The 19535-nt window shown below is 36.7% G+C and carries 16 protein-coding genes; 5 read left to right on the top strand and 11 right to left on the bottom strand.

What is annotated here, in order from left to right:
• Positions 1-155 precede the first annotated feature (155 nt).
• Positions 156-488, top strand: a complete 333-nt coding sequence (locus FW781_RS10310) for a hypothetical protein (RefSeq protein WP_047385924.1) — start codon at positions 156-158, stop codon at positions 486-488.
• Here FW781_RS10310 and FW781_RS10305 read toward each other — a convergent pair.
• The gene (locus FW781_RS10305; protein WP_149387287.1) at positions 485-1597 is read right to left on the bottom strand and encodes a DUF3667 domain-containing protein; all 1113 of its coding nucleotides are present in this window, start codon (positions 1595-1597) and stop codon (positions 485-487) included. The genes FW781_RS10310 and FW781_RS10305 overlap by 4 nt on opposite strands.
• Before the next feature lie 349 nt (positions 1598-1946).
• On the opposite strand from FW781_RS10305, the gene rplM reads away from it, so the two are divergent.
• The 3 genes from rplM to rpsB all read left to right on the top strand — a co-directional run bounded on the left by rplM (position 1947) and on the right by rpsB (position 3744).
• Entirely contained in the window at positions 1947-2402 is a 456-nt protein-coding gene (gene rplM / locus FW781_RS10300) for a 50S ribosomal protein L13 (protein WP_047385928.1), read from the top strand.
• Between the two features lie 6 nt (positions 2403-2408).
• Entirely contained in the window at positions 2409-2795 is a 387-nt protein-coding gene (gene rpsI / locus FW781_RS10295) for a 30S ribosomal protein S9 (RefSeq protein WP_047385930.1), read from the top strand.
• Positions 2796-2982: 187 nt separating this feature from the next.
• Positions 2983-3744 carry a 30S ribosomal protein S2 gene (rpsB, locus tag FW781_RS10290; RefSeq protein ID WP_047373581.1) on the top strand — a complete coding sequence of 254 codons (762 nt, stop codon included), beginning with the start codon at positions 2983-2985 and terminating at the stop codon, positions 3742-3744.
• A gap of 294 nt (positions 3745-4038) precedes the next feature.
• On the opposite strand, the gene FW781_RS10285 is transcribed toward rpsB, so the two are convergent.
• The 8 genes from FW781_RS10285 to tsf all read right to left on the bottom strand — a co-directional run bounded on the left by FW781_RS10285 (position 4039) and on the right by tsf (position 15527).
• A complete protein-coding gene (locus FW781_RS10285) occupies positions 4039-4479 on the bottom strand; it encodes a DUF6759 domain-containing protein (RefSeq protein WP_149387286.1) in 441 nt (146 codons plus the stop codon).
• A gap of 6 nt (positions 4480-4485) precedes the next feature.
• A complete protein-coding gene (locus FW781_RS10280) occupies positions 4486-5187 on the bottom strand; it encodes a DUF6759 domain-containing protein (RefSeq protein WP_149387285.1) in 702 nt (233 codons plus the stop codon).
• Positions 5188-5206: 19 nt separating this feature from the next.
• Entirely contained in the window at positions 5207-5884 is a 678-nt protein-coding gene (trmB, locus tag FW781_RS10275; protein WP_149387284.1) for a tRNA (guanosine(46)-N7)-methyltransferase TrmB, read from the bottom strand.
• A 96-nt stretch (positions 5885-5980) separates the two neighbouring features.
• A complete protein-coding gene (locus FW781_RS10270; RefSeq protein WP_149387283.1) occupies positions 5981-6745 on the bottom strand; it encodes a DUF6759 domain-containing protein in 765 nt (254 codons plus the stop codon).
• A 283-nt stretch (positions 6746-7028) separates the two neighbouring features.
• Entirely contained in the window at positions 7029-7823 is a 795-nt protein-coding gene (locus FW781_RS10265) for a hypothetical protein (protein ID WP_149387282.1), read from the bottom strand.
• A 202-nt stretch (positions 7824-8025) separates the two neighbouring features.
• A complete protein-coding gene (locus FW781_RS10260) occupies positions 8026-11424 on the bottom strand; it encodes a T9SS type B sorting domain-containing protein (RefSeq protein WP_172625694.1) in 3399 nt (1132 codons plus the stop codon).
• A 114-nt stretch (positions 11425-11538) separates the two neighbouring features.
• Positions 11539-14361 (bottom strand): T9SS type B sorting domain-containing protein, encoded by a 2823-nt coding sequence (locus FW781_RS10255; protein ID WP_149387281.1) that lies wholly within the window; start codon positions 14359-14361, stop codon positions 11539-11541.
• A 341-nt stretch (positions 14362-14702) separates the two neighbouring features.
• Positions 14703-15527 (bottom strand): translation elongation factor Ts, encoded by an 825-nt coding sequence (gene tsf, locus FW781_RS10250; protein WP_047385945.1) that lies wholly within the window; start codon positions 15525-15527, stop codon positions 14703-14705.
• Positions 15528-15672: 145 nt separating this feature from the next.
• Here tsf and FW781_RS10245 point away from each other — a divergent pair, with 145 nt between their 5' ends.
• Positions 15673-16458: a DUF6759 domain-containing protein gene (locus FW781_RS10245; RefSeq protein WP_149387280.1), complete on the top strand. Its 786-nt coding sequence runs from the start codon at positions 15673-15675 to the stop codon at positions 16456-16458.
• Positions 16459-16516: 58 nt separating this feature from the next.
• Here the strand turns inward: FW781_RS10245 and FW781_RS10240 are convergent, their stop codons facing one another.
• A complete protein-coding gene (locus FW781_RS10240) occupies positions 16517-17473 on the bottom strand; it encodes an acetyl-CoA carboxylase carboxyltransferase subunit alpha (protein ID WP_047385949.1) in 957 nt (318 codons plus the stop codon).
• A 49-nt stretch (positions 17474-17522) separates the two neighbouring features.
• A complete protein-coding gene (gene gltX, locus FW781_RS10235) occupies positions 17523-19031 on the bottom strand; it encodes a glutamate--tRNA ligase (protein ID WP_149387279.1) in 1509 nt (502 codons plus the stop codon).
• Positions 19032-19535 lie beyond the last annotated feature (504 nt).

The raw sequence follows: 19535 nt of genomic DNA, 5'->3' as shown, positions 1-19535 counted from the left end.
TGTTTATTTAATTATATGTCCCCTTTTTGAGCTGAATACTTTGAAAGTTGGGAAACCACAGAGTTAAAACAAGTTGCATTGACTTCGCTTTCAAAGACACTCATCTTTATATTCTCAATTTAAATTCTCTATTTTTGCAGAATATTTTTACAGACATGCAAAAAGCTTTGATGTATTTCGGATTAGGAACCGTTATTAGCTTCCTGATCAACTATTTCTTTTTAAGTTCAGAGAATATCGGCCTGGATATTTATTATGCTGTTGCCTTTGGTTCTGCCTGGGGACTTGCTTATTATCTGGATACACCCAATTTTTCACTGCCTAAGAAATTAGGACTGTCATTTGTAGGAATGGGAATTCTTGTTCTTGTAGGAGCTTTAATTTTTAATCTTGAATTGGCAATTCCGTCTATCCTGAAATTTTCTACCGTTTTCGTTGCGTATTATTTATTTGCAAGTTTCAGAGGGAATAAATCTCTTAGAAATTAATGAAGCATAATAAAGCTTAAGTACATCAGTACCATAAACATCAAAAGTAATCCGATATAGTTAATAATAAATAATAAGGAACCTTTGAGTATGCTTATTCTTTTCTTGGTTTCATACACCCTGTGATGGGCTACAAAGAAATAGACCGTCATATAGAGTGCCAGTGCTATACAGGCTAGAACATATACTAAGGTAAGTATATTATTGTCCGGAAGAAAACTTACTATCTTTTCTCCTACGATGAATACTAATATTCCTAATAAAAGGAAAGAGAAATAGTGAAGGGTAAATATACCATGGTCAAAGTACCACCATTTTTTCTTGTTATGGAACAGCCATAAAAAGAATGCAAATATAGGAAGGTACACGAAGAGCGCTTTGGGAATCGTATGAATGAAATTGTCTTTATATTTTTCCCAGATCTGATGCTTGCTGTATCCTTCTTCCTTTAAAGAAAAAGCTTTTTCTGCCAGGGGCCTCGCTAATGAATATATCCCTGTTTTATCCTTTGCAAGTATAGAATCATACTGTTTTATTGTATAAGCATTCATAATAGACTCTTCTTTCGTATCGAATGTACGGTCAAAAAGTTCAGTTTTTTCTCGGGTGTCTTTAATTTTTAGGGTATCCAAAGTTTTTAAAGTATCCAACACCTTTTGAGTATTCGTTGCTACTTCATGGGACAGAACACCTTCTTTTTGTAAATCTTTTACAATGTCTTGTGAAATTTCTTTTGGCTTTTTTGCCTTTGTTTCTTTTTTTATCTGGCTTGGTCTTTCGGCTTCCTCTTTGGCGTGAGGTAAGATGTTGGGTAGAAAGAATGTAATGAAGCTTATAAATATGTACAGCTTTACAGGAGCAACATACAATTGCCTTTTACCAGCCAAATATTCTTTGGTAAGTGTCCCCGGACGGGTAAACAGATACTGCATAGTTTTCCAGAACTGTCCGTCATAATGGGTGAAATCCTCAATGAAATGAGTAAAGAGAAAATGAAAGGGCTGTCTGCTTTCAATATTTTCCTGTCCGCAGTGTGGGCAAAATCTTTCATCAACCTGATGTCCGCAGTTCAGGCAGGTTTTGTCATCTCTTAGTTTTCCGTGGCTCATGAATTAGGGAATATGATTGACACAAATATAATTATTTCAGCGAAACTGTAATTATATTAATGTCTTTTACGGAAATCTTTAAAGTAAATTTAATAAAAGAAAGAGTTGAGGGAATAAACTCTTTGCTGTATCATTTTGTGTTTTTAGAATCTTCTAAGCGTTTTTTTCATCGCCACAACATTTTACAAGATGTATGCCAAAATTATAATAGTGTTAAAATCTATTGATATAGGGGTGTGTAGCCATGATTATATAGATAAAATAAAATATGTTTTTGGGTTACAAAAATAATGTGTACCTTTGCACACCCTTTTAGGGGTAAATTATGTTTAATCTTTAACTAAAACGTGTGAATACATTAAGTTACAAAACTGTTTCAGCGAACAAAGCTACTGCGAATAAAGAATGGGTTGTGGTAGACGCTGAAGGACAGCCGTTAGGTAGACTAGCTTCTACGGTTGCAAAGATTTTGAGAGGTAAGCACAAAACGAACTTTACACCTCACGTAGATTGTGGTGATAACGTGATCGTTTTGAATGCTGGGAAAATTACACTTTCCGGAAACAAGTGGGCTGATAAGACTTATATCTGGCATACAGGATATCCTGGTGGACAGAAGTCTATGACTGCGGCTGAACTTCAAAAGAAAGATTCTTTAAAGGTATTAGAGAAGTCTGTAAAAGGTATGTTGCCTAAAAACAGATTAGGATCTGCTATCCTTAAGAACCTTTATTTATATGAAGGAACTGAGCACAAACATGAAGCTCAACAGCCTAAAACAATTAATGTTAACGAATTTAAATAATTAATTATGTCTATAGTTCACAAAATCGGAAGAAGAAAGACTTCTGTAGCAAGAGTTTATGTAAGACCAGGTTCTGGTGTTATTACAGTAAACGGTAAAGATGCTAAAGAATATTTCTCTACAGACGTGATGGTTTACAAATTAAACCAACCGTTTATCCTTTCTGAGACTGTTGGTCAGTATGACGTTACCGTAAACGTATTCGGTGGTGGTAATACAGGTCAGGCAGAGGCTATCAGATTAGGTATTTCAAGAGCTTTATGCGAAATCAACGCTGAATTCAGATTAGCATTGAAACCAGCTGGTTTACTTACAAGAGACGCAAGAATGGTGGAAAGAAAGAAGCCAGGTCAGAAAAAAGCAAGAAAGAGATTCCAATTCTCAAAACGTTAATTTCGGGATTCAAGATATCAGACACAAGATTCAAGACTTTGCTCTCAGATCTTGGCTCATGGTTCTTGGTTCTATTTTATCTAAACAAAAAAATTGCCCGTTACGTTTAGCATCCAAACGCTTCTCCCATCTAAAGAAGTTGTTGATTGTTTAAAAGACGGAAAGTAAACTAACAAAAACAGAAAACATGGCAAAAGCAAATGTAAAAGACCTTTTAGAGGCTGGCGTACACTTCGGTCACATGACTAGAAAGTGGAATCCAAATATGGCTCCATACATTTTTATGGAGAAAAACGGTATTCACATTGTAGACTTACATAAAACAGCAGTTAAATTAGATGAAGCTTGCAGCGCTTTAGAAAAATTAACTTCTGCAGGTAAAAAAGTTCTTTTCGTAGCTACTAAGAAGCAAGCGAAAGAAGTTGTTGCAAAACACGCTTCTGAACTTAATATGCCTTATATTACTGAAAGATGGCCAGGAGGTATGCTAACGAATTTCGTTACTATCAGAAAGGCTGTAAAGAAAATGAATGCTATCGACAAAATGAAAAAAGACGGTACGTTCGAAACTTTATCTAAAAAAGAAAGATTACAAGTTGACAGACAAAGAGCTAACCTAGAAAAGAACTTAGGTTCTATCTCTGACATGGTTCGTCTTCCTTCTGCAATCTTCGTTGTAGATATCTTGAGAGAACACATCGCTGTAACTGAAGCTAAGAAATTAGGTATTCCAGTTTTCGGTATTGTTGATACAAACTCTGACCCTAGAAAAGTTGACTTCGTTATCCCAGGAAACGATGATGCTTCTAAATCTATCGATATGATCTTGAGCATTGTTTCAGAATCTATCAAAGAAGGTCAGTCTCAAAGAAAAGCTGATAAAGAAAAATCTAAAGAAGAAGGAGAAGTGGTATCTGCTGATAAAGATGCTGACTTCGATGCAGAATAATTAAAGATTTTCTTTAATATAGGAAAAACGCTGGATTTCGGTCCAGCGTTTTTTTATTTGTTTATAGCAGAAATTTGTTTTTTTAGAACAGACTATTCTGTTGTAAATCCGGTTCTGTGCTAGGGAAAATATACCGGTTCTGTGTATTCCTCTATAGCATGATTCTCCGGTTTCAATAGATTTATATCCGTCCATGGGCTATTAATTGTTCTTAGCTTAATTCTTGGACTATTTTGGGGTATTTAAGGAGATATTAATTAAAAATAAACCCCACAGAATGCTGCGGGGTATAGGTTAGTTTGAAAGCTTTATAGTATACGAGGTTGTGACAAATTTTGTAGACTGATAAGTCGAATTACAAATAAGCCCGGATAATCTGTAGTTTTGATTTTTAGGAACCATTGTGTATCCTACTTTTCCGGAACCAATAGGGATTTTCTTGAAGAAATTAGTGCCGCTTACCGTGAGCACCATATTGCATGGAGACAGGTTTTCTACTGAAATAGAGGTCCTGGGATTTCTCGGATCGTCATTGTTAAGAAGATCATTAAGAACATCTGCGGTTTCCGGTTTATAAGTTTTTAAAAGTTCGCTATATTCTCTTTCTGTATTGGCTCTGTTACCGGAATTACTGGTAGAGGAAGGATAAGAGGTTCTTCCCGGATAGCTGCCATAATTCACATTACAGCTGGCAAGGATCGCTGATATCCCGGCAAAAACTAATAGTTTTTTCATACTAGTTTACTTTTTGGTTTTTCTTTTTTTCGGAGACTCCTTTACTTTGGCTGCATCCTTTTTGGAGGGTTTTGCTTCTGACTCAGGAGGTCTCGGATTATCAATCGTTACAAATATACTTTTTTTAATGTCTTTCTGGGAGATGTACTTCATATCGCAGATATTACTGTTGAGCGTATATGAACCCTTATTGATTACAATAAAATTTTCTCCGTGAGCGGGAACGGCAAGATTGTAATAATCTTTTCCTTCAATCCGCAGTATGATATTGCAGTCTGAATTATTTTTAAATAAAAGCATCGCTTCCTTACGGGTAATATCTTCATTGAACATGGCATTCAGAAGTTTTACCGTTTTTTCTTTATGCTCTGCAGAGGTTTCAGCGATGAGCTTTTTAAACTCTTCAGCATCATCTGAATGAGGGTTTCTCATGATACTTTTAGGAATATCGGAGATGATAGGCCTTGCCTCCATGGGCTTGGCTGTACGGGCTCCTTTGGTCCATTCTGCATTTTTTAAAGCGATAAGCTTAGGCTTCAGCACGCTTTTCTTCGGATCGTCCGGATGGGTGTTCTTAATGTACTCTTCAATTTCTTTAATATCAATGCTTTTCAGGATGTCTTTGCTTACTTTCTTCTGAGCAGATATTAAGTTGGGGAACAGAAATGTGAAGAATAAAAAGAAAACAGTTAAAAATTTTTTTTTCATCAATTGTTATTTTACTTCATCAGCTTATACGGAATTTAATGTAAGTAATTGTTTTTCCTTTCGCTGAGAAAAGTTCTTCATAATAGGTTTTAATATCTCTAAGATGTTCCGTATTAGGGTCGTATTCCGGTGCTCCATAGATATCATGATGAGCGCTAATGATCTCATAGCCGGCTCCCTGCAGGTATCCCAGTGTATATCCGTGTAAAAACTCTGAATCGGTTTTTAAATGAATAATACCGCCAGGCTTCAGAAACTTTTTGTATCGGTTTAAGAAATCAGGGTGAGTCAATCTGTGTTTTGTTCTTCTGTATTTGATCTGTGGATCAGGGAATGTAATCCAGATTTCATCTACTTCATTTTCAGCAAAAAAATGATCAACAAGCTCGATCTGTGATCTCAAAAAAGCGACATTAGTCATGTTGTTATCTACCGCTTCTTTAGCTCCAAACCAGAATCTCGCCCCTTTAATATCAATTCCGATAAAGTTTTTTTCAGGAAATGTTTTTGCGAGTCCTACAGAATATTCTCCTTTTCCGCAACCTAATTCCAGTACAATAGGATGATCATTTTTAAAGAAATTATCTCTCCATTTTCCCTTAAGTTCAAAGCCTTGTAAGGCATCTTCTCTTGTAGGTTGGATTACATTCGGTAATATTTTGTTTTCTGCAAATCTTGCTAATTTATTCTTGCCCATTGAGTTATAAAATGAGTGCAAAAATAGTAAAAATTTATGGAGAATCTCTGCCTTTTGAAGGTAAAAGACAGAGTGATAATCCGTTTATGATTGTAGCTACTGGCTTCCTAAAGCCACCATAATAGGTCTTTCAATTGTTTTTTGTGAAGCATATTGGGCACCACAAACCAGGCTGGTGAAAAGATACTGGCCTTTTTCTATAACAATTGAACCTTCACCCTGAGCAGGTACTGCGAGTCTGTACTTGGTTGTACCTACCCCTTCCATTCTTACAATAATATTACAGTCTGATTTATTTTGAATCAGAACTATACATTCTTTAGAATTGGGATCATTATCAAACAAAGAGTTGAGGATTTTTACCGTTTTATTTTTGTGCTCTACCGGAGATACTGCCATAAGCATATTGAATTCTTCTGCTTCTGCATTGGGAATTGCTGTATTGGCTGAAGCATTTACAACAAATGTATTCTGTGCAGTGCTCGGAGTATAAACGGTGGTAGGCTGTTTTGCGGCCAATTCGGCCTTGTATTTTGCAATTTGTTTCTGTTTGATGATTGCATTCATTTCATCAAAGGTAATCTTTGTGGAAGGCCTTCTCCTCAGCATGGCAAGCATTTCCTGCATATCTTTTACTTTCTGATCGGCCGGATGGGCATTTTTGATGTATTCTTTCATCATATCCATTACCCTTGGTTTCAGAACAGATCTTCTGGGGTCATCAGGATGGGCATCTCTTAAGAAGGCATTGATTTCGTAGATATTTTTACTTTTCAGAATATTACTATAGTCTTTCCCTTTTTTTTGAGCAGACATAGTAAAGAAAAACATACAACAAAGAAGTAAAAGTACTTGTTTCATTAATTAATATTAAGTTAAAAAATAGGTGCTTTTCTCTTAATTTGCGTTTTGGGTCGGTTAGTTTTTATTTGGATAACGGAATACAAGTGTTTTTATTTTAAACACTCGCTTGTGAGATAAAATTAAACATATTTTTGAATATTGAAGAATGATATGCAATAAAAGTTGAATAATCTGTATCAGCTGTAATGTGGAAGGTGTATATCACGGGATTCCTGTTTATTTCAAAAAAAATAATCCATGTGAAAGGCATGGATTATTTATATAGATCGGAATTATTTCTCTAATTATTGCTTACAACCTCCTGAAGGTGTGAGCTTCTAAGTCTCTTCTGATAGATCGGCAGATATTTTTCAATAGGAATCTTTACGGCTTCAAAGTTTCCGGCCAGTACATAAGCCTGAATGTTTTCAGAAGTATATACGAATTGAAGGAAGTTATCAATTAAATTCTCAGGAATTTTAAACCTTGTAAAATAATCTTTCCCAAGATAGTTTTTGATCTGCGCAACGGAGCTGTTCATTCTTTCGTATGCCTGATAACGCTGCTTCTTCTTTCTCTCACCGGAAAGAATATCATAAATGCTTTCGAGGCTGAAGGTAAGCCCGCCATCTCGCAATCCGGCAACAGGAAGTTCAGGAGGAGTTCCGTCACCTTTTGGTTCCGGAAGACCGATTACTTTCTTAAGCGCATATGCTTTATCTTCTTTTCTTAGAGAATTAACATCATACCGAAGGTTTCCGGTAGGTTTGAACCTGCTGAGAACAATTTCCTGGATTTCATAGTATGCAATTTTAAGCTCAACCAGATTTTTTTGTACCATTGATTGAGGGGTTAGCTTGATGTCTTTTCTTTCGGTAACAATAGACGTAAACCGGATCACATCTCCGGCATTGGCAGGGATATTAAAATTACCATTATAGTCCGTAAGAACGGTTTTCTGGGTATTTAGATTTGTGACATATACCTGATTGAGATATAAAATAGAGTTGTCTCTCAGAAATACCTCTCCGGAATACATTTGAGCATTAATTTTTGCCAGAAAAACCAATAGCAGTAGAGTAAACAGTTTCTTCATATAATGCGCAAAATTACATAGAAATAAAGCAATTTTGTCTAGTTAGATGAAGAATAGTGGTTAAAGTTATATTAAACTTTAACATTAAACTGTTAAGGACTGTTAGAAATTTACAGTTGCCTTAAAAAAGAGTGTATATAAGTAAAGAAGCCGGAAGAAAGAAGGCTGAATCTTAAGCGGTACTTTCTTCCGGCTTCCTTTTTTATCTATGCTTTACAAGCAGCCAGCTCGAATATTTTACAGTGAGGGAAGAACCATACTCTGTCCAGGTGATAAAGTACCAGTAGGTTGCTGTAGGAACATATCTTCCGCCTATTCTTCCATCCCAGGTATACCTGTTTTCCGGAGTTCCTCTGAAGACTTCCGCACCGTACCGGTCAAAGATTCTGAATACAAGATTATCATTGGCCATTAAAGCAGAGTAATCTATTCCTTCGTTATATCCATCTCCATTCGGAGTAATCGTGTTGATCAGGTTAATAATGGCAAATGGTTTTTTGACTTCTTCACACATTTTAGAATCTCTTACAAATACATTGTGCGCTCCTCTTGGTACATTGTAGAAAACATTGGAACTCTGCCATACGACACCATCCAAAGAATATTCATAGGGAGGAGTACCACCACTTACTCCGACTTTTACTGTTGTTCCATCAATTTCAATGGACGTAATCATAGGAAGCGGCAATTCTGTAACATTTACATATTGTTTATAGACACAGCCATTGAAGGTAAGCTCTACCCAATAGCTTCCAGGGGCTACATTGTTGATGGAAGGTGTAGTAGCTCCCGTGCTCCACAAATATCTTTCAAAGCCAGGTCCTGCATCCAGTGTGGTTGTGGTTTTCGGGCAAATAGCTTTATCTTGTAATACATCCGACTTTTTAGGAACTTTAATGTTGATTTTAAGAGTTCCTACTTCCGGACAAGCCCCATTTTTTTCAAAACGGATATAATACGTTTGTGAAGTTGTAATATTAACAGGTGATGATACGGCATTCACATTATTCTGAGCATCCGCCAAGGTTGCATGAAAAGTGAAAGTGACATTCGGATCTAATGTAAACTGAGGAATAAACTGAGCTAAGTTCACACTTTTTATGCCGTCCAGATCATCATCACAGACACTTTCCGTAACGGTTTTGGTTATCAATGTTACTTTAGCCCCGATACTGAACTGTAAAGGCTTGATCACAGAAGCACAGCCATCCGGAGAATCTACTCTGATGTAAATCGTAGTGGTAGCGGTATAACTCCAGCTGTTAGGAAGCGTATTGTTATTGCCCGCGTTAGCATCTGCCAGATTTGCATAATACCTTACATTGGGAAAATAATTAGGATTATTAAGGACAATAGGAGTGATATTGGAAAGGATGAGAGTAACCGTTCCGTCCAGATTATCATCACAGAAAATCCCATTATAGTTATCCAGAACAATCGCTTTATTGAAAAGTGATAATGTAATCTGTGCAATACTTTTACAGCCAATATTGTTTTTTACAACAGCGTATATGATGGTTCCATTGGGTGCAGTATAAGCTGTCGTATTGGTGATCAATGCTGTAGCATTTTCATTCTGTGCATCCAGAAGGGTAGGATAGTAAGTAATGGTAACAGGAGAGTTGTTGGTAACGTTGGCAGTCGTCAGATTGAATGTTCCCTGTCCGTTGATATCACAGGCAAATAATGTGGTGTTCATTACTGTAAGAGCCTGAATATTGATGGTAACTGTTATTGTTTCACAATCCGGAAAGTCCGGATCATTTCCGCAGAATGTATAAGTGAATGTATCTGTTCCGGATATACCCGGAGTGGTTACAGTATAAGTAATGATTCCTGTAACAGGGTTTATCACTGCAGTACCCAAAGAAGGAGCTGTTGTAATGGCTACCGTGCCGGGTACGGGAGTTTGTGATGAACTGCTGAAGGCAGGTGTTATCGTCTGTGAAGTACAAACGTTGTAGGAAGCATTGGTAAGCTTTGTACAATTCAGAACCTTAAATTTTTCAGTAATTAAAGGAGCGCAGCTTCCCATTGTTACAGAACAGGTATAATATCCGGGTAGTGTAGGGGTAATTGAAGATGCTGTAGCTCCCGGAACAAGTGTACCGTTTCTATACCATTGATAGGTGTCATAGATAAGTGGGTCTACAGTAAGAACAATGCCTGGAATACAGCCGTCACCCGATTGTAAAATAACGGGCTGCGTAGGAAAACCAGCGAAGAATCCACCATATCCTACGGCATCACTTCCAGCAGTGATTCCTGCCATAATGGCTTTATTTGAAACTACGGTAATGGTCCCGGTCACATTGGGAATTCCATAAGTAACCCAGTTGGTAGTTCCGGTCATATTGTAAGGACCCGTTATCGCAGGAGGATTGGCTCCGTTTACTGTGATAACAGCTCCTCTTTCCGTGATAAGATTTAGTTTTGTCGGGATGTTCAGAATACCTCCGGGATTACCATTGGAATGAACAAAGTTTTCATTAATAAGACCCAACTCATTAATCTGTTTCGGAAGATAACAGTTTAAAGCCGGAATGAAATTGAATCCTCCGGTAGCCGTTTCATTTCCCGAATTTGAATCTCCGGCCAGAATCTGGTAGACATAAGCATTTTTTGATGTTTTTAGATATAAATTATAATGTCCGTTTCCCTGAAGGATATATTTGGAATCAGGAATAACGAAATATTTCCCGGCATTGATGGTCGCTACAGGAGGTATTTCATTATTGACAAAGATCTGAGTATTGTCCTCCGTAGCAATAACAACAGCGCCTTCCATATTGGCGCCAATCGGTCCGTTGCCTTTTACAAGCGCAAATTCATTTCCGAGCCGGTTGACAGGTACTGCCTGATCCATTAAAATATCAGAACTGGAAGGGAAATTACCAGCATATTGCCCATTAAAATTTCCATTGGTAACATTGATGGGTTTATTTGAGATAATTTTGGAACCGATGAAACCATCAAAGTTTCCTGCTATATCCCCCATTCCGTCAATGATGTAAGACTGCCCTTTATTTAAAGTGAAAGTCATTGTCGGATTGGTAACTCCTGTCATTCCGTTAGAAAATTGAACGGCAGGATTGTATCCGGAAATAGTAACGGTTGTGTTATCTTCAGTTGCCAGTACACTGGTCATGAAATTCAGAATATTGTTGCTCACTGTGATAGGAGCGGAGGCTGCGTAAAATGTTTTTCCCGTGGAAGGAATTCCTTTGGAAGTAATGATTTCCGCATGGTTGAATACCGAGAATCTTAAGTTGGCATAAAAAGGAAATTCTGCTTTAAGGTATAATCCTTTGGTTGTAGGGGTAAATAAATCCGTCTGCTGGGTGGTAATGATATAGTTCCTTAATACATCAAATTTCTGCGGATTATTTTTACTGATATTCACCGTTCCGATCAGAACATTATTATTATAAATATTTACAGGGAAAGGAGTTGTTCTGCTGGTGGATAAATACAGTTTCTGATAAGGATTGGGAGCGCCGGTCCTGTCTACCATCGGAGCAAACCAATGCTCTCGGTCCAATTGGGCAAAAGCAGAGGTGAAAATATAAAATATAAATAAAAAAGATAGAATTTTCTTCATTCAGCAGTAGTATTTATCACAAATTTAATAATAAAAAGTATTAAATGCTTGAAAATGTAATAAAAAAGCCACGATTATGAAATCGTGGCTTACCAATATGGTTTTAACTAATTATTACTCTCTGTTTTTAACAAGAATCCAACCTGTATATTTTATTGGAGTCTTTTCTTTATTGGGTTCATTCCAGTTGATATGATACCAGTATGTTCCTGTTCCAATTTTCTTATCAAAGTGTTTTCCGTCCCATCTGTAGTTGTTGAATTTATTTCCGGTAAATACCATATTTCCATATCTGTCATAAACTACAAAACTTAGGTTTTCTTTATAAGCAAGCTCACTGTAATCTATATAGTCATTTACGTTATCTCCATTAGGAGTGATGGCATTTAATAGATTTGGAACTGTAATTTCTACCTCAGTTGGGGTACAGTTATAGAAGTCCTTTACATAGAAAGTATGCTGCCCTCTTGTTAAGCCTGTGAAGGTATTTGAATCCTGCCAGTTAGCAGTTCCGTCAACGGCATATTTATAAGGAGCTTTACCTCCGCTTACAATTACTGTAGCAGTATTGTTGTTGAGCTCAATTGTTTGGATTACCGGATCTTCAACTTTTTTAACTTTTACTGTCTGTGTAAGGAAACATCCGTTCTTACCAAGTATTACCGTGTATTCTCCAACACCTATGTCTCTGATACCTGAAGTGGTAGCCCCTGTACTCCATTGGTAAGAGTCATATCCGGAACCCGCATCAAGATTGGTTTTAGCATCCATACAGATATACTGATCTACCAATATCGGAGATTTTTTGATGGGAAGTACAATTAATTCGATTTTTGCATTTGCTGTACATCCTTCAGCAGTGGTTACTTTCACATATACAAATCCTCCTGTTGAAGGGAAGTTCTCCGGTGTTGTGATTTCATTGATGCCTGCTGTAAGATCATTCAGAGTACGATAGTATTTTTTAGTAACGGCATTATAATCTGTTACTTTAGCTTTTGTAAGATCAAAATAAGCGTAAGGATCTACATCATACCAACATGCCTTAATAGATGTATCCGTTACAATGAATGGTACTACAGTAAGGTTTAGTGTTACCTGCTCACAATCTGTAAACTCAACTGAGTTTCCGCAGAATTTATAAACTATTTTATCTGGTCCTAAATATCCTGGATTTGGAGTGTACGTGATTGTTCCGTTTGGATTAACCACAGCTGTTCCTTTTGTAGGAGGGGTTAGAATTACTACTGTAGTTGGAACCACAGTCTGTGTTGATGACGTAAACGTCGGTGTAATAATTTTAGTAGAACAAGCATTAAGAGCTTGAGTTGTTTCTTTTAAACAGTTTTGTACTTTATAGATAGGAGTTGTCACAGGAGGACATGTTCCCATTGTTACCCTTACGGTATAGTTTCCTGATTGTGTAGGAGTATATGTGTAAGAAGTTGCGCCTGGAATGGCAACTCCGTCACGGTACCACTGGTATGTTTCATATCCATCATCTAGTTCAAGAACGATTCCCGGTACACATTCTCCTGTTTTTTTTGCAATAACAGGAATTGATGAGAACCCGGCAAAATAACCTCCGTATCCAGCAGAACTGAATCCACCGTTGATACCTGCTGTTACAGCCTTTGTAGATGTGATTTTAATATTTCCGGTTACTCCAGTGATCCCATATGTTACCCAGTTAGCATTTCCTGTTACAGGATATGGTCCGTCTGTAGCTGCAACTGGGGCATCATTTACCATCACAGTTGCTCCTGTCTCTGTTAAGATATTTAATTTGACAACGATATCCTGAACTGCACTGGCTCCTGCTGGGCCAATAGGCATCTCATTGATCTTTCCGATTTCATCAATTTTTCTTGGAAGGAAACAGTTCAGTGGCGGTATATAGTTGAATCCATTAGTTGCCTCACTATTTCCTACCCCTACAAATTGATAAAGGTATACGTTTTTAGTCGTTGAAATAAACATATTAGAATGTCCGTTAGTACCCTGAGCTACATAACTGGTTTCATTTATTCTGTACCATTCTCCTGCAGCAAGTGTAGCAACAGAAGTACCCCCACCATTCAGATAAACATCAGTATTATCTTCTGTGGCAACAATAAGGCCTCCTTCCATATTCTGGCTAGGAATGGTAGATCTTGTTTTAACGATAGCAAATGTATTTCCAAGTCTGTCAACCGGTACAGACTGATCCAGAACTGGGTCACTTCCTGATGGGGAAGTGGAGAAGTTGGCATTGCAGCTTCCGTTAGTAAGTGTTACCGGTTTGTCAGCAACTATTTTTGCACCGATAAAACCTGTTTTGTTTGCAGACTGAGTTCCGGATCCTGCAAGAATGAAAGATTGTCCTTTCTGTAATGTAAAGGATTGTGTGTTACCTGTAGGAGATCCATTAATAAAAACTACTCCGGCAGTAGGATTCCATGATACAGTTACATTGGTATTGTCTTCAGTTGCAAGTACCCCTGCTGTAAAGTTTTGAATACTGCTGGTATTCGTATTTGGAGCATTAGCAACGAAAAATGTTTTCCCAATTCCGGCTCTTCCTTTACTGGTAATTACTTCCCCGTGAACACTTTGGGCAAGTCTTAAACTACAGTAAAAAGGTTTAGCTGCTTTTAAATACAGTCCTTTATTACCAACATTGAATGCTTCAGTAGTGGTACCTGTAGAAATAAGGTTGTTGGCAACCTTGTAAGTTTGTGGGTTAGTTTTACTGATGGTAACCGTTGTCACCACAGCATTGTTGTTGTAAATGGTTACATCAATGGGAGTAGGTGAATCAGTGGAAAGATATATCATGTTGGTATATCCTCCGACACTGTCATAATAAGGAGCAATCCAATGCTCGCTATCCCTTTGTGCAAAGAGTGTATTAATTGTCAAAAAAATTAATACCAAACTGAGTAGAAATCTTTTCATGTGTATGGAATTAGGATTTCTACAAAATTAAAATAAAAAATGAAATACTTTTAATAAAATATAAATAAATGTTAAAAAAATATTATCGATTTCTAAATAAAAGCCATCCTGAGTATGAAACTGGTAATTGGGTTTCATATCAGTTTATCTGATAATGTGTAAATATATCTCTTTTCAAGGACTTATTGTACTGGATTTTCTGTTACAAGATATTTCTGATCAGGATGATTTTGAAGGGGTCAATAACTTCAATTGTGAAATGATGCTAATCGGAAGGTTTTATGAATAAAAAATCCCGGTGAAATTCACCGGGATTCAATATTTTTTTGAAGATAATAAGCTTATAGGCTTACTCTTACAAATCCTGTTACTTTTAGGTCTGCGTTTACAGATTTTACGTAGTCAGCAACTGAGATACTTCCGTCTTTAATGAAGTCCTGGTGTACCAAAGTGTTGTCTTTGTAGAATCTCTGCATTTTACCTTTAAGGATATTATCGATAATGTTTGCAGGCTTACCTTCTTCAGTAAGTTTATGTCTTTCGATCTCTAATTCTTTATCAATAGTCTCCTGAGAAACTCTTGTTTCGTCCAAAGCGATTGGATTCATAGCAGCAACCTGCATAGAAACAGCTTTAGCAGCTTCGTCAGCTCCGTCTACTTTAGCAGAAAGAGAAGAGATTGCAGCGATTTTGTTTCCAGCGTGGATGTAAGCTCCTAAGAAATCTCCCTGGATTCTTTCGAAAGATCCGATTTCGATTTTCTCACCGATAACTCCTGTTTGCTCTACTAATTTCTCAGCAACAGTCATTCCGTGGAAGTCAGTAGCTAAAAGCTCTTCTTTAGTAGCAGCGAAGATAGCCATCTCAGCTAATTCATAAGCAAGCTCGATGAAAGCTTCATTTTTAGCAACGAAGTCAGTTTCGCAGTTTAGAGAGATTACTACACCTAAAGTGTTGTCTTCGTTTACTCTTGCGATTACTGCACCTTCAGCAGATTCTCTGTCAGCTCTGTTAGCAGCAACTTTTTGTCCTTTTTTTCTAAGGATATCTACCGCTTTTTCGAAGTCTCCTTCAGCTTCAACTAGAGCTTTCTTGCAGTCCATCATACCTGCACCTGTTTGGTTTCTCAATTTTGCTACGTCTGCAGCAGCTGGTGTATAAGACATAATATCTATTATTTTTTTTATTTAAGATTAGTATTAATTTTTAGCTTAAATTTAGAGCAGTGCAAAGATAATGATTTTAATGATAAACTAAAAAATGACTTTTCACGTTATTAATATATTTAATACTATTTTAAAGATTTGATTAATGAAAAAAATCTTATTCCTTCTATTTATATGCATTTTCTCTCTTGGTTTTTCCCAAAAAAAGAAGAAAACAAAATCTAAAGCTGTTGTTGAAAAAGAAACTGTAATTATCTATACAGAGCAGGAAGCTGAGATTTCAAAAGAAGCCAGAGTAATTGCAGGCTTTCTGAAACAGAATCCGGGACATGCTAAAACAGATTATTTTAAAAGAAAACTGATTGATATTATTATGGCAGGTAACTCTCCTGAAGCAAAACCAACAATTAGGCCGATCAGTAAAGAAAAAATTGAAAATATCGTTAAGAATAACGAGCTCAACAGCGGTAAAACAATTGCTGCCAATAAAACCTATACAGCGAATGGCAAGCCTGTTTCTAATAACACAGCTGCTGCTATTGAAGCTTTAAAAGAAGAAAGAAGAACAACCACCTTTGCATCAGTAGGTTCTTCTGGCTCAGCAAAAAGTGCAGGTACTTCTGCAGGAGCATCTAAAGCCGGGCCAAGCGAAGAAAATAAAAGAACAGCAGCAATGCTTACCCATCTTTTTAATAATGATGTTAGCAAAAATGAAGCATATATCAATATTAAAAACAGATCTGCCTGCAATCTTATTGTAAAGATAAGTGGTAAAAAATATTATAACCTAAGTGTTCCTGCAAAAGGAGAGAACTTTATTCTGGTAGATAAAGGAGAGTATGTCATGACGACAATGGTATGTGATGCCAAGTATTCTGCTTTGAAAAAGATTAGCCAGGATATTGAAATAGCACTAAATGTTGCAGATTAGAACAGAAGAAAACTAAAGTAAAAAAGGTTAAGAAAAAATTCTTAACCTTTTTATTTTTTTATCCTTTAAACTGACCCATCGCAATGAATTTATCCTGCCTCTGGGTTTCAAGCTCCTGTCCGGTAAATTTGGAGAAAGCTTTGATATTTTGTAAAATTGAATTTTTCAGGTTTAAATAGGTAGTCTCCTGATCATACTGAGCTCCACCAAGTGGTTCCTCAATGATTCCGTCGATGAACTTTTCTCTTAAGGCATCTGCTGGAGTAAGGTTCAATGCATTGGCTGCATCTTCCTTGTGATCCCAGTTTCTCCATAAAATAGAAGAACAGCTTTCCGGTGCAATTACAGTATACCATGTATTTTCCAGCATATACACTTTATTTCCAACACCTATTCCTAATGCGCCACCACTGGCACCTTCTCCGATGATGTAAGTGAAGATAGGTGTTTTCAGCTGAACCATTTCAAAAATATTTCTTGCAATAGCTTCTCCCTGTCCTCTTTCTTCAGCTTCCAATCCTGGATATGCTCCCGGTGTATCTACTAAAGTTACCACAGGAATATTGAATTTTTCAGCAAGCTTCATTAGTCTTAAAGCTTTTCTGTATCCCTCAGGATTTGGCATTCCAAATCTTCTGTACTGTCTTTCTTTAGTTGTTCTTCCTTTTTGAGTCCCTATAATCATTACTTTTTGACCATCAAGGGTAATCAATCCTCCAATCATTGCCGGATCATCAGCGAAATTTCTGTCTCCATGAAGTTCTAAGAAACTGCCTTTGTCTGCCATTCCGTTGATATAATCCAATGTATAAGGACGATCCGGGTGACGGGACAGTTGTACTCTTTGCCAAGGTGTAAGATTTCCATAGATTTCTTTTTTCTTTTCTAAAATCTTATCCTCAATCTGGCTGCATGCTAATTTTACATCAACACCACTTTCTTCTCCTACTAAAGAACACGTCTGGTATTGATCCATCAATTCTTTGATAGGAAGTTCGAAACTTAAATATTCCATTTCTTGAAGTAAATTAAATCTTTCAAATGTATGAAAAATTATGGTTATTCTATTTAAAATTATTTATAGCATTGTTTATTCTGGAGGTACTTTCCTCTTTACCAAGGGTTTCCAGAATATCAGGAACGTCCGGTCCTTTCAATTCTCCTACTAAAGCCAAACGTAGCGGCATCATTACTTTACCCATACCCAGTCCTTTGCTTTCAGCGAAATCATGCATAGTCTGCTTCAAGGTCTCTGCTGTAAAGTCTGTAGATCCAAGAGCTGCTGCCAATTCTGCTAAAATTGCAGATGTTTCATCATTCCATGCCTTTTTAGAAGCTTTTTCGTCATAAGAAACCGGAGCCTCAAAGAAGAATCTTCCGTTTTCATAGATATCTTTCGGGAAAGTTGATCTTTCTTTCATTAAGTGAATTACTTTCAGTAATTTTTCATCAGAAGCACCAGCAAAATCAATAGCTGTGTTTTTCAATATCTGAAGAATTTCTTCGTCAGATTTCATCTGAATATACTGATGGTTGAACCATTCCGATTTTTCTTTGCTGAATCTTGCTCCCGCTTTATGTACTTTGTGAAGGTCAAATTCCTTAATCATTTCCTCTAAAGGAAGAATTTCTTTATCATCTGCCGGAGACCATCCTAATAATGCCACCATATTGATGAAAGCATCAGGAAGATAACCGTTTTCTCTGTATCCTTTGGAAACTATACCCGTTGCCGGATCTTTGAAATCAAGCGGGAATACCGGAAACCCAAATTTATCTCCATCTCTTTTACTTAATTTCCCTTTTCCTTCAGGTTTTAAAATTAAAGAAAGGTGGGCAAACTGTGGCGCTTCCCACTGCATTGCTTCATATAATAAGGTGTGAAGTCCCAAAGATGGCAGCCATTCTTCTCCCCGGATAACGTGAGAGATCTCCATCTCGTGGTCATCAATGATGTTGGCGAAATGATAGGTTGGCATTCCGTCATTTTTTACCAGAACTTTATCATCTAAAGTATTGGTATTTACAGAGAATTTTCCACGAATGATATCTTCAAGATTTAATACCCTGTCAACAGGCATCTTGAATCTTACTACATAAGGAGTTTTTTCAGCTATTAATTTCTGAACTTCTTCTTCTGAAAGTGTAAGGCTGTTTCTAAGACCGTTTCTGGTTTTGTTATCATATGAGAAAACATCACCTTTAGCTTCATATTCTGCACGAATGGCATCCAATTCTTCGGCGGTGTCAAAAGCAATGTAAGCATAATCTGTTTTTAAGATCTGCTCCGTATACCGGTCATAGATGTCTCTTCTTTCAGACTGTCTGTAAGGAGCAAATTTTCCTCCTTTCTTAGGACTTTCATCCGGGATGATTCCGCACCATTCCAAAGCTTCTTCAATATATTCTTCAGCACCTTCAACATATCTGGCAGTATCTGTATCTTCTATTCTCAATACAAATTCTCCCCCTTGGTTTTTAGCAAAAAGGTAATCATATAATGCGGTTCTTACGCCTCCCAAATGTAATGGCCCTGTAGGACTTGGAGCAAAACGTACTCTTACTTTCTCCATTTCAATTTTAATTTTTGCAAATTTACTTAAAATTATGCGTTTAAAAGGTGATTTCTGACCTGCTATTCTTTTTTTGATTTCATTTTTTGTATTTGTTTCTGTAGATTTTCGTGAAATACTGTTTGACAGCTCTCAAACTTGTATTTCGGATCATAATTTTAATCCATAGATGATAATTGATGAAGGTTGTGTTGTGAAAATTAAGATCATAAAGAAAAAAGTATTGATTTGATTTTTCCATCTTTCCATAAACGTGGTAAAGTTGATATATTTACAGCAAAAAAACCGTCTCAGTTTTGAGGCGGTTTTTTTAATAGAACTATGGACAAGACAAATATTCGTGCCTTATTTTCATTGATATTGGGATAACGAAAGAATATTTCCGTTAGTCTTATCATTAAAAATGTATTTTTGTACCTTATAAGTTTAGTTTATCAATGAAAGAGCATTTTGTCTTTACCAGATGAAATCTGTGTCAGAAACTACAGAATAAGATTATAGTAT

It is taken from the genome of Chryseobacterium panacisoli (genome assembly GCF_008274625.1).
Taxonomy (GTDB): domain Bacteria; phylum Bacteroidota; class Bacteroidia; order Flavobacteriales; family Weeksellaceae; genus Chryseobacterium; species Chryseobacterium panacisoli.
The sequence above is the reverse complement of the archived record's forward strand: the minus strand, read 5'-3'. Positions and strand labels throughout refer to the sequence as shown.

Coding starts and splice junctions, on each gene's coding strand:
- FW781_RS10310 (WP_047385924.1), top strand. CDS start 156: ATGCAAAAAGCTTTGATGTATTTCGGATTAGGAACCGTTATTAGCTTC.
- FW781_RS10305 (WP_149387287.1), bottom strand. CDS start 1,597: ATGAGCCACGGAAAACTAAGAGATGACAAAACCTGCCTGAACTGCGGA.
- rpsI (WP_047385930.1), top strand. CDS start 2,409: ATGTCTATAGTTCACAAAATCGGAAGAAGAAAGACTTCTGTAGCAAGA.
- rpsB (WP_047373581.1), top strand. CDS start 2,983: ATGGCAAAAGCAAATGTAAAAGACCTTTTAGAGGCTGGCGTACACTTC.
- FW781_RS10285 (WP_149387286.1), bottom strand. CDS start 4,479: ATGAAAAAACTATTAGTTTTTGCCGGGATATCAGCGATCCTTGCCAGC.
- FW781_RS10280 (WP_149387285.1), bottom strand. CDS start 5,187: ATGAAAAAAAAATTTTTAACTGTTTTCTTTTTATTCTTCACATTTCTG.
- trmB (WP_149387284.1), bottom strand. CDS start 5,884: ATGGGCAAGAATAAATTAGCAAGATTTGCAGAAAACAAAATATTACCG.
- FW781_RS10270 (WP_149387283.1), bottom strand. CDS start 6,745: ATGAAACAAGTACTTTTACTTCTTTGTTGTATGTTTTTCTTTACTATG.
- FW781_RS10265 (WP_149387282.1), bottom strand. CDS start 7,823: ATGAAGAAACTGTTTACTCTACTGCTATTGGTTTTTCTGGCAAAAATT.
- FW781_RS10260 (WP_172625694.1), bottom strand. CDS start 11,424: ATGAAGAAAATTCTATCTTTTTTATTTATATTTTATATTTTCACCTCT.
- FW781_RS10255 (WP_149387281.1), bottom strand. CDS start 14,361: ATGAAAAGATTTCTACTCAGTTTGGTATTAATTTTTTTGACAATTAAT.
- tsf (WP_047385945.1), bottom strand. CDS start 15,527: ATGTCTTATACACCAGCTGCTGCAGACGTAGCAAAATTGAGAAACCAA.
- FW781_RS10245 (WP_149387280.1), top strand. CDS start 15,673: ATGAAAAAAATCTTATTCCTTCTATTTATATGCATTTTCTCTCTTGGT.
- FW781_RS10240 (WP_047385949.1), bottom strand. CDS start 17,473: ATGGAATATTTAAGTTTCGAACTTCCTATCAAAGAATTGATGGATCAA.
- gltX (WP_149387279.1), bottom strand. CDS start 19,031: ATGGAGAAAGTAAGAGTACGTTTTGCTCCAAGTCCTACAGGGCCATTA.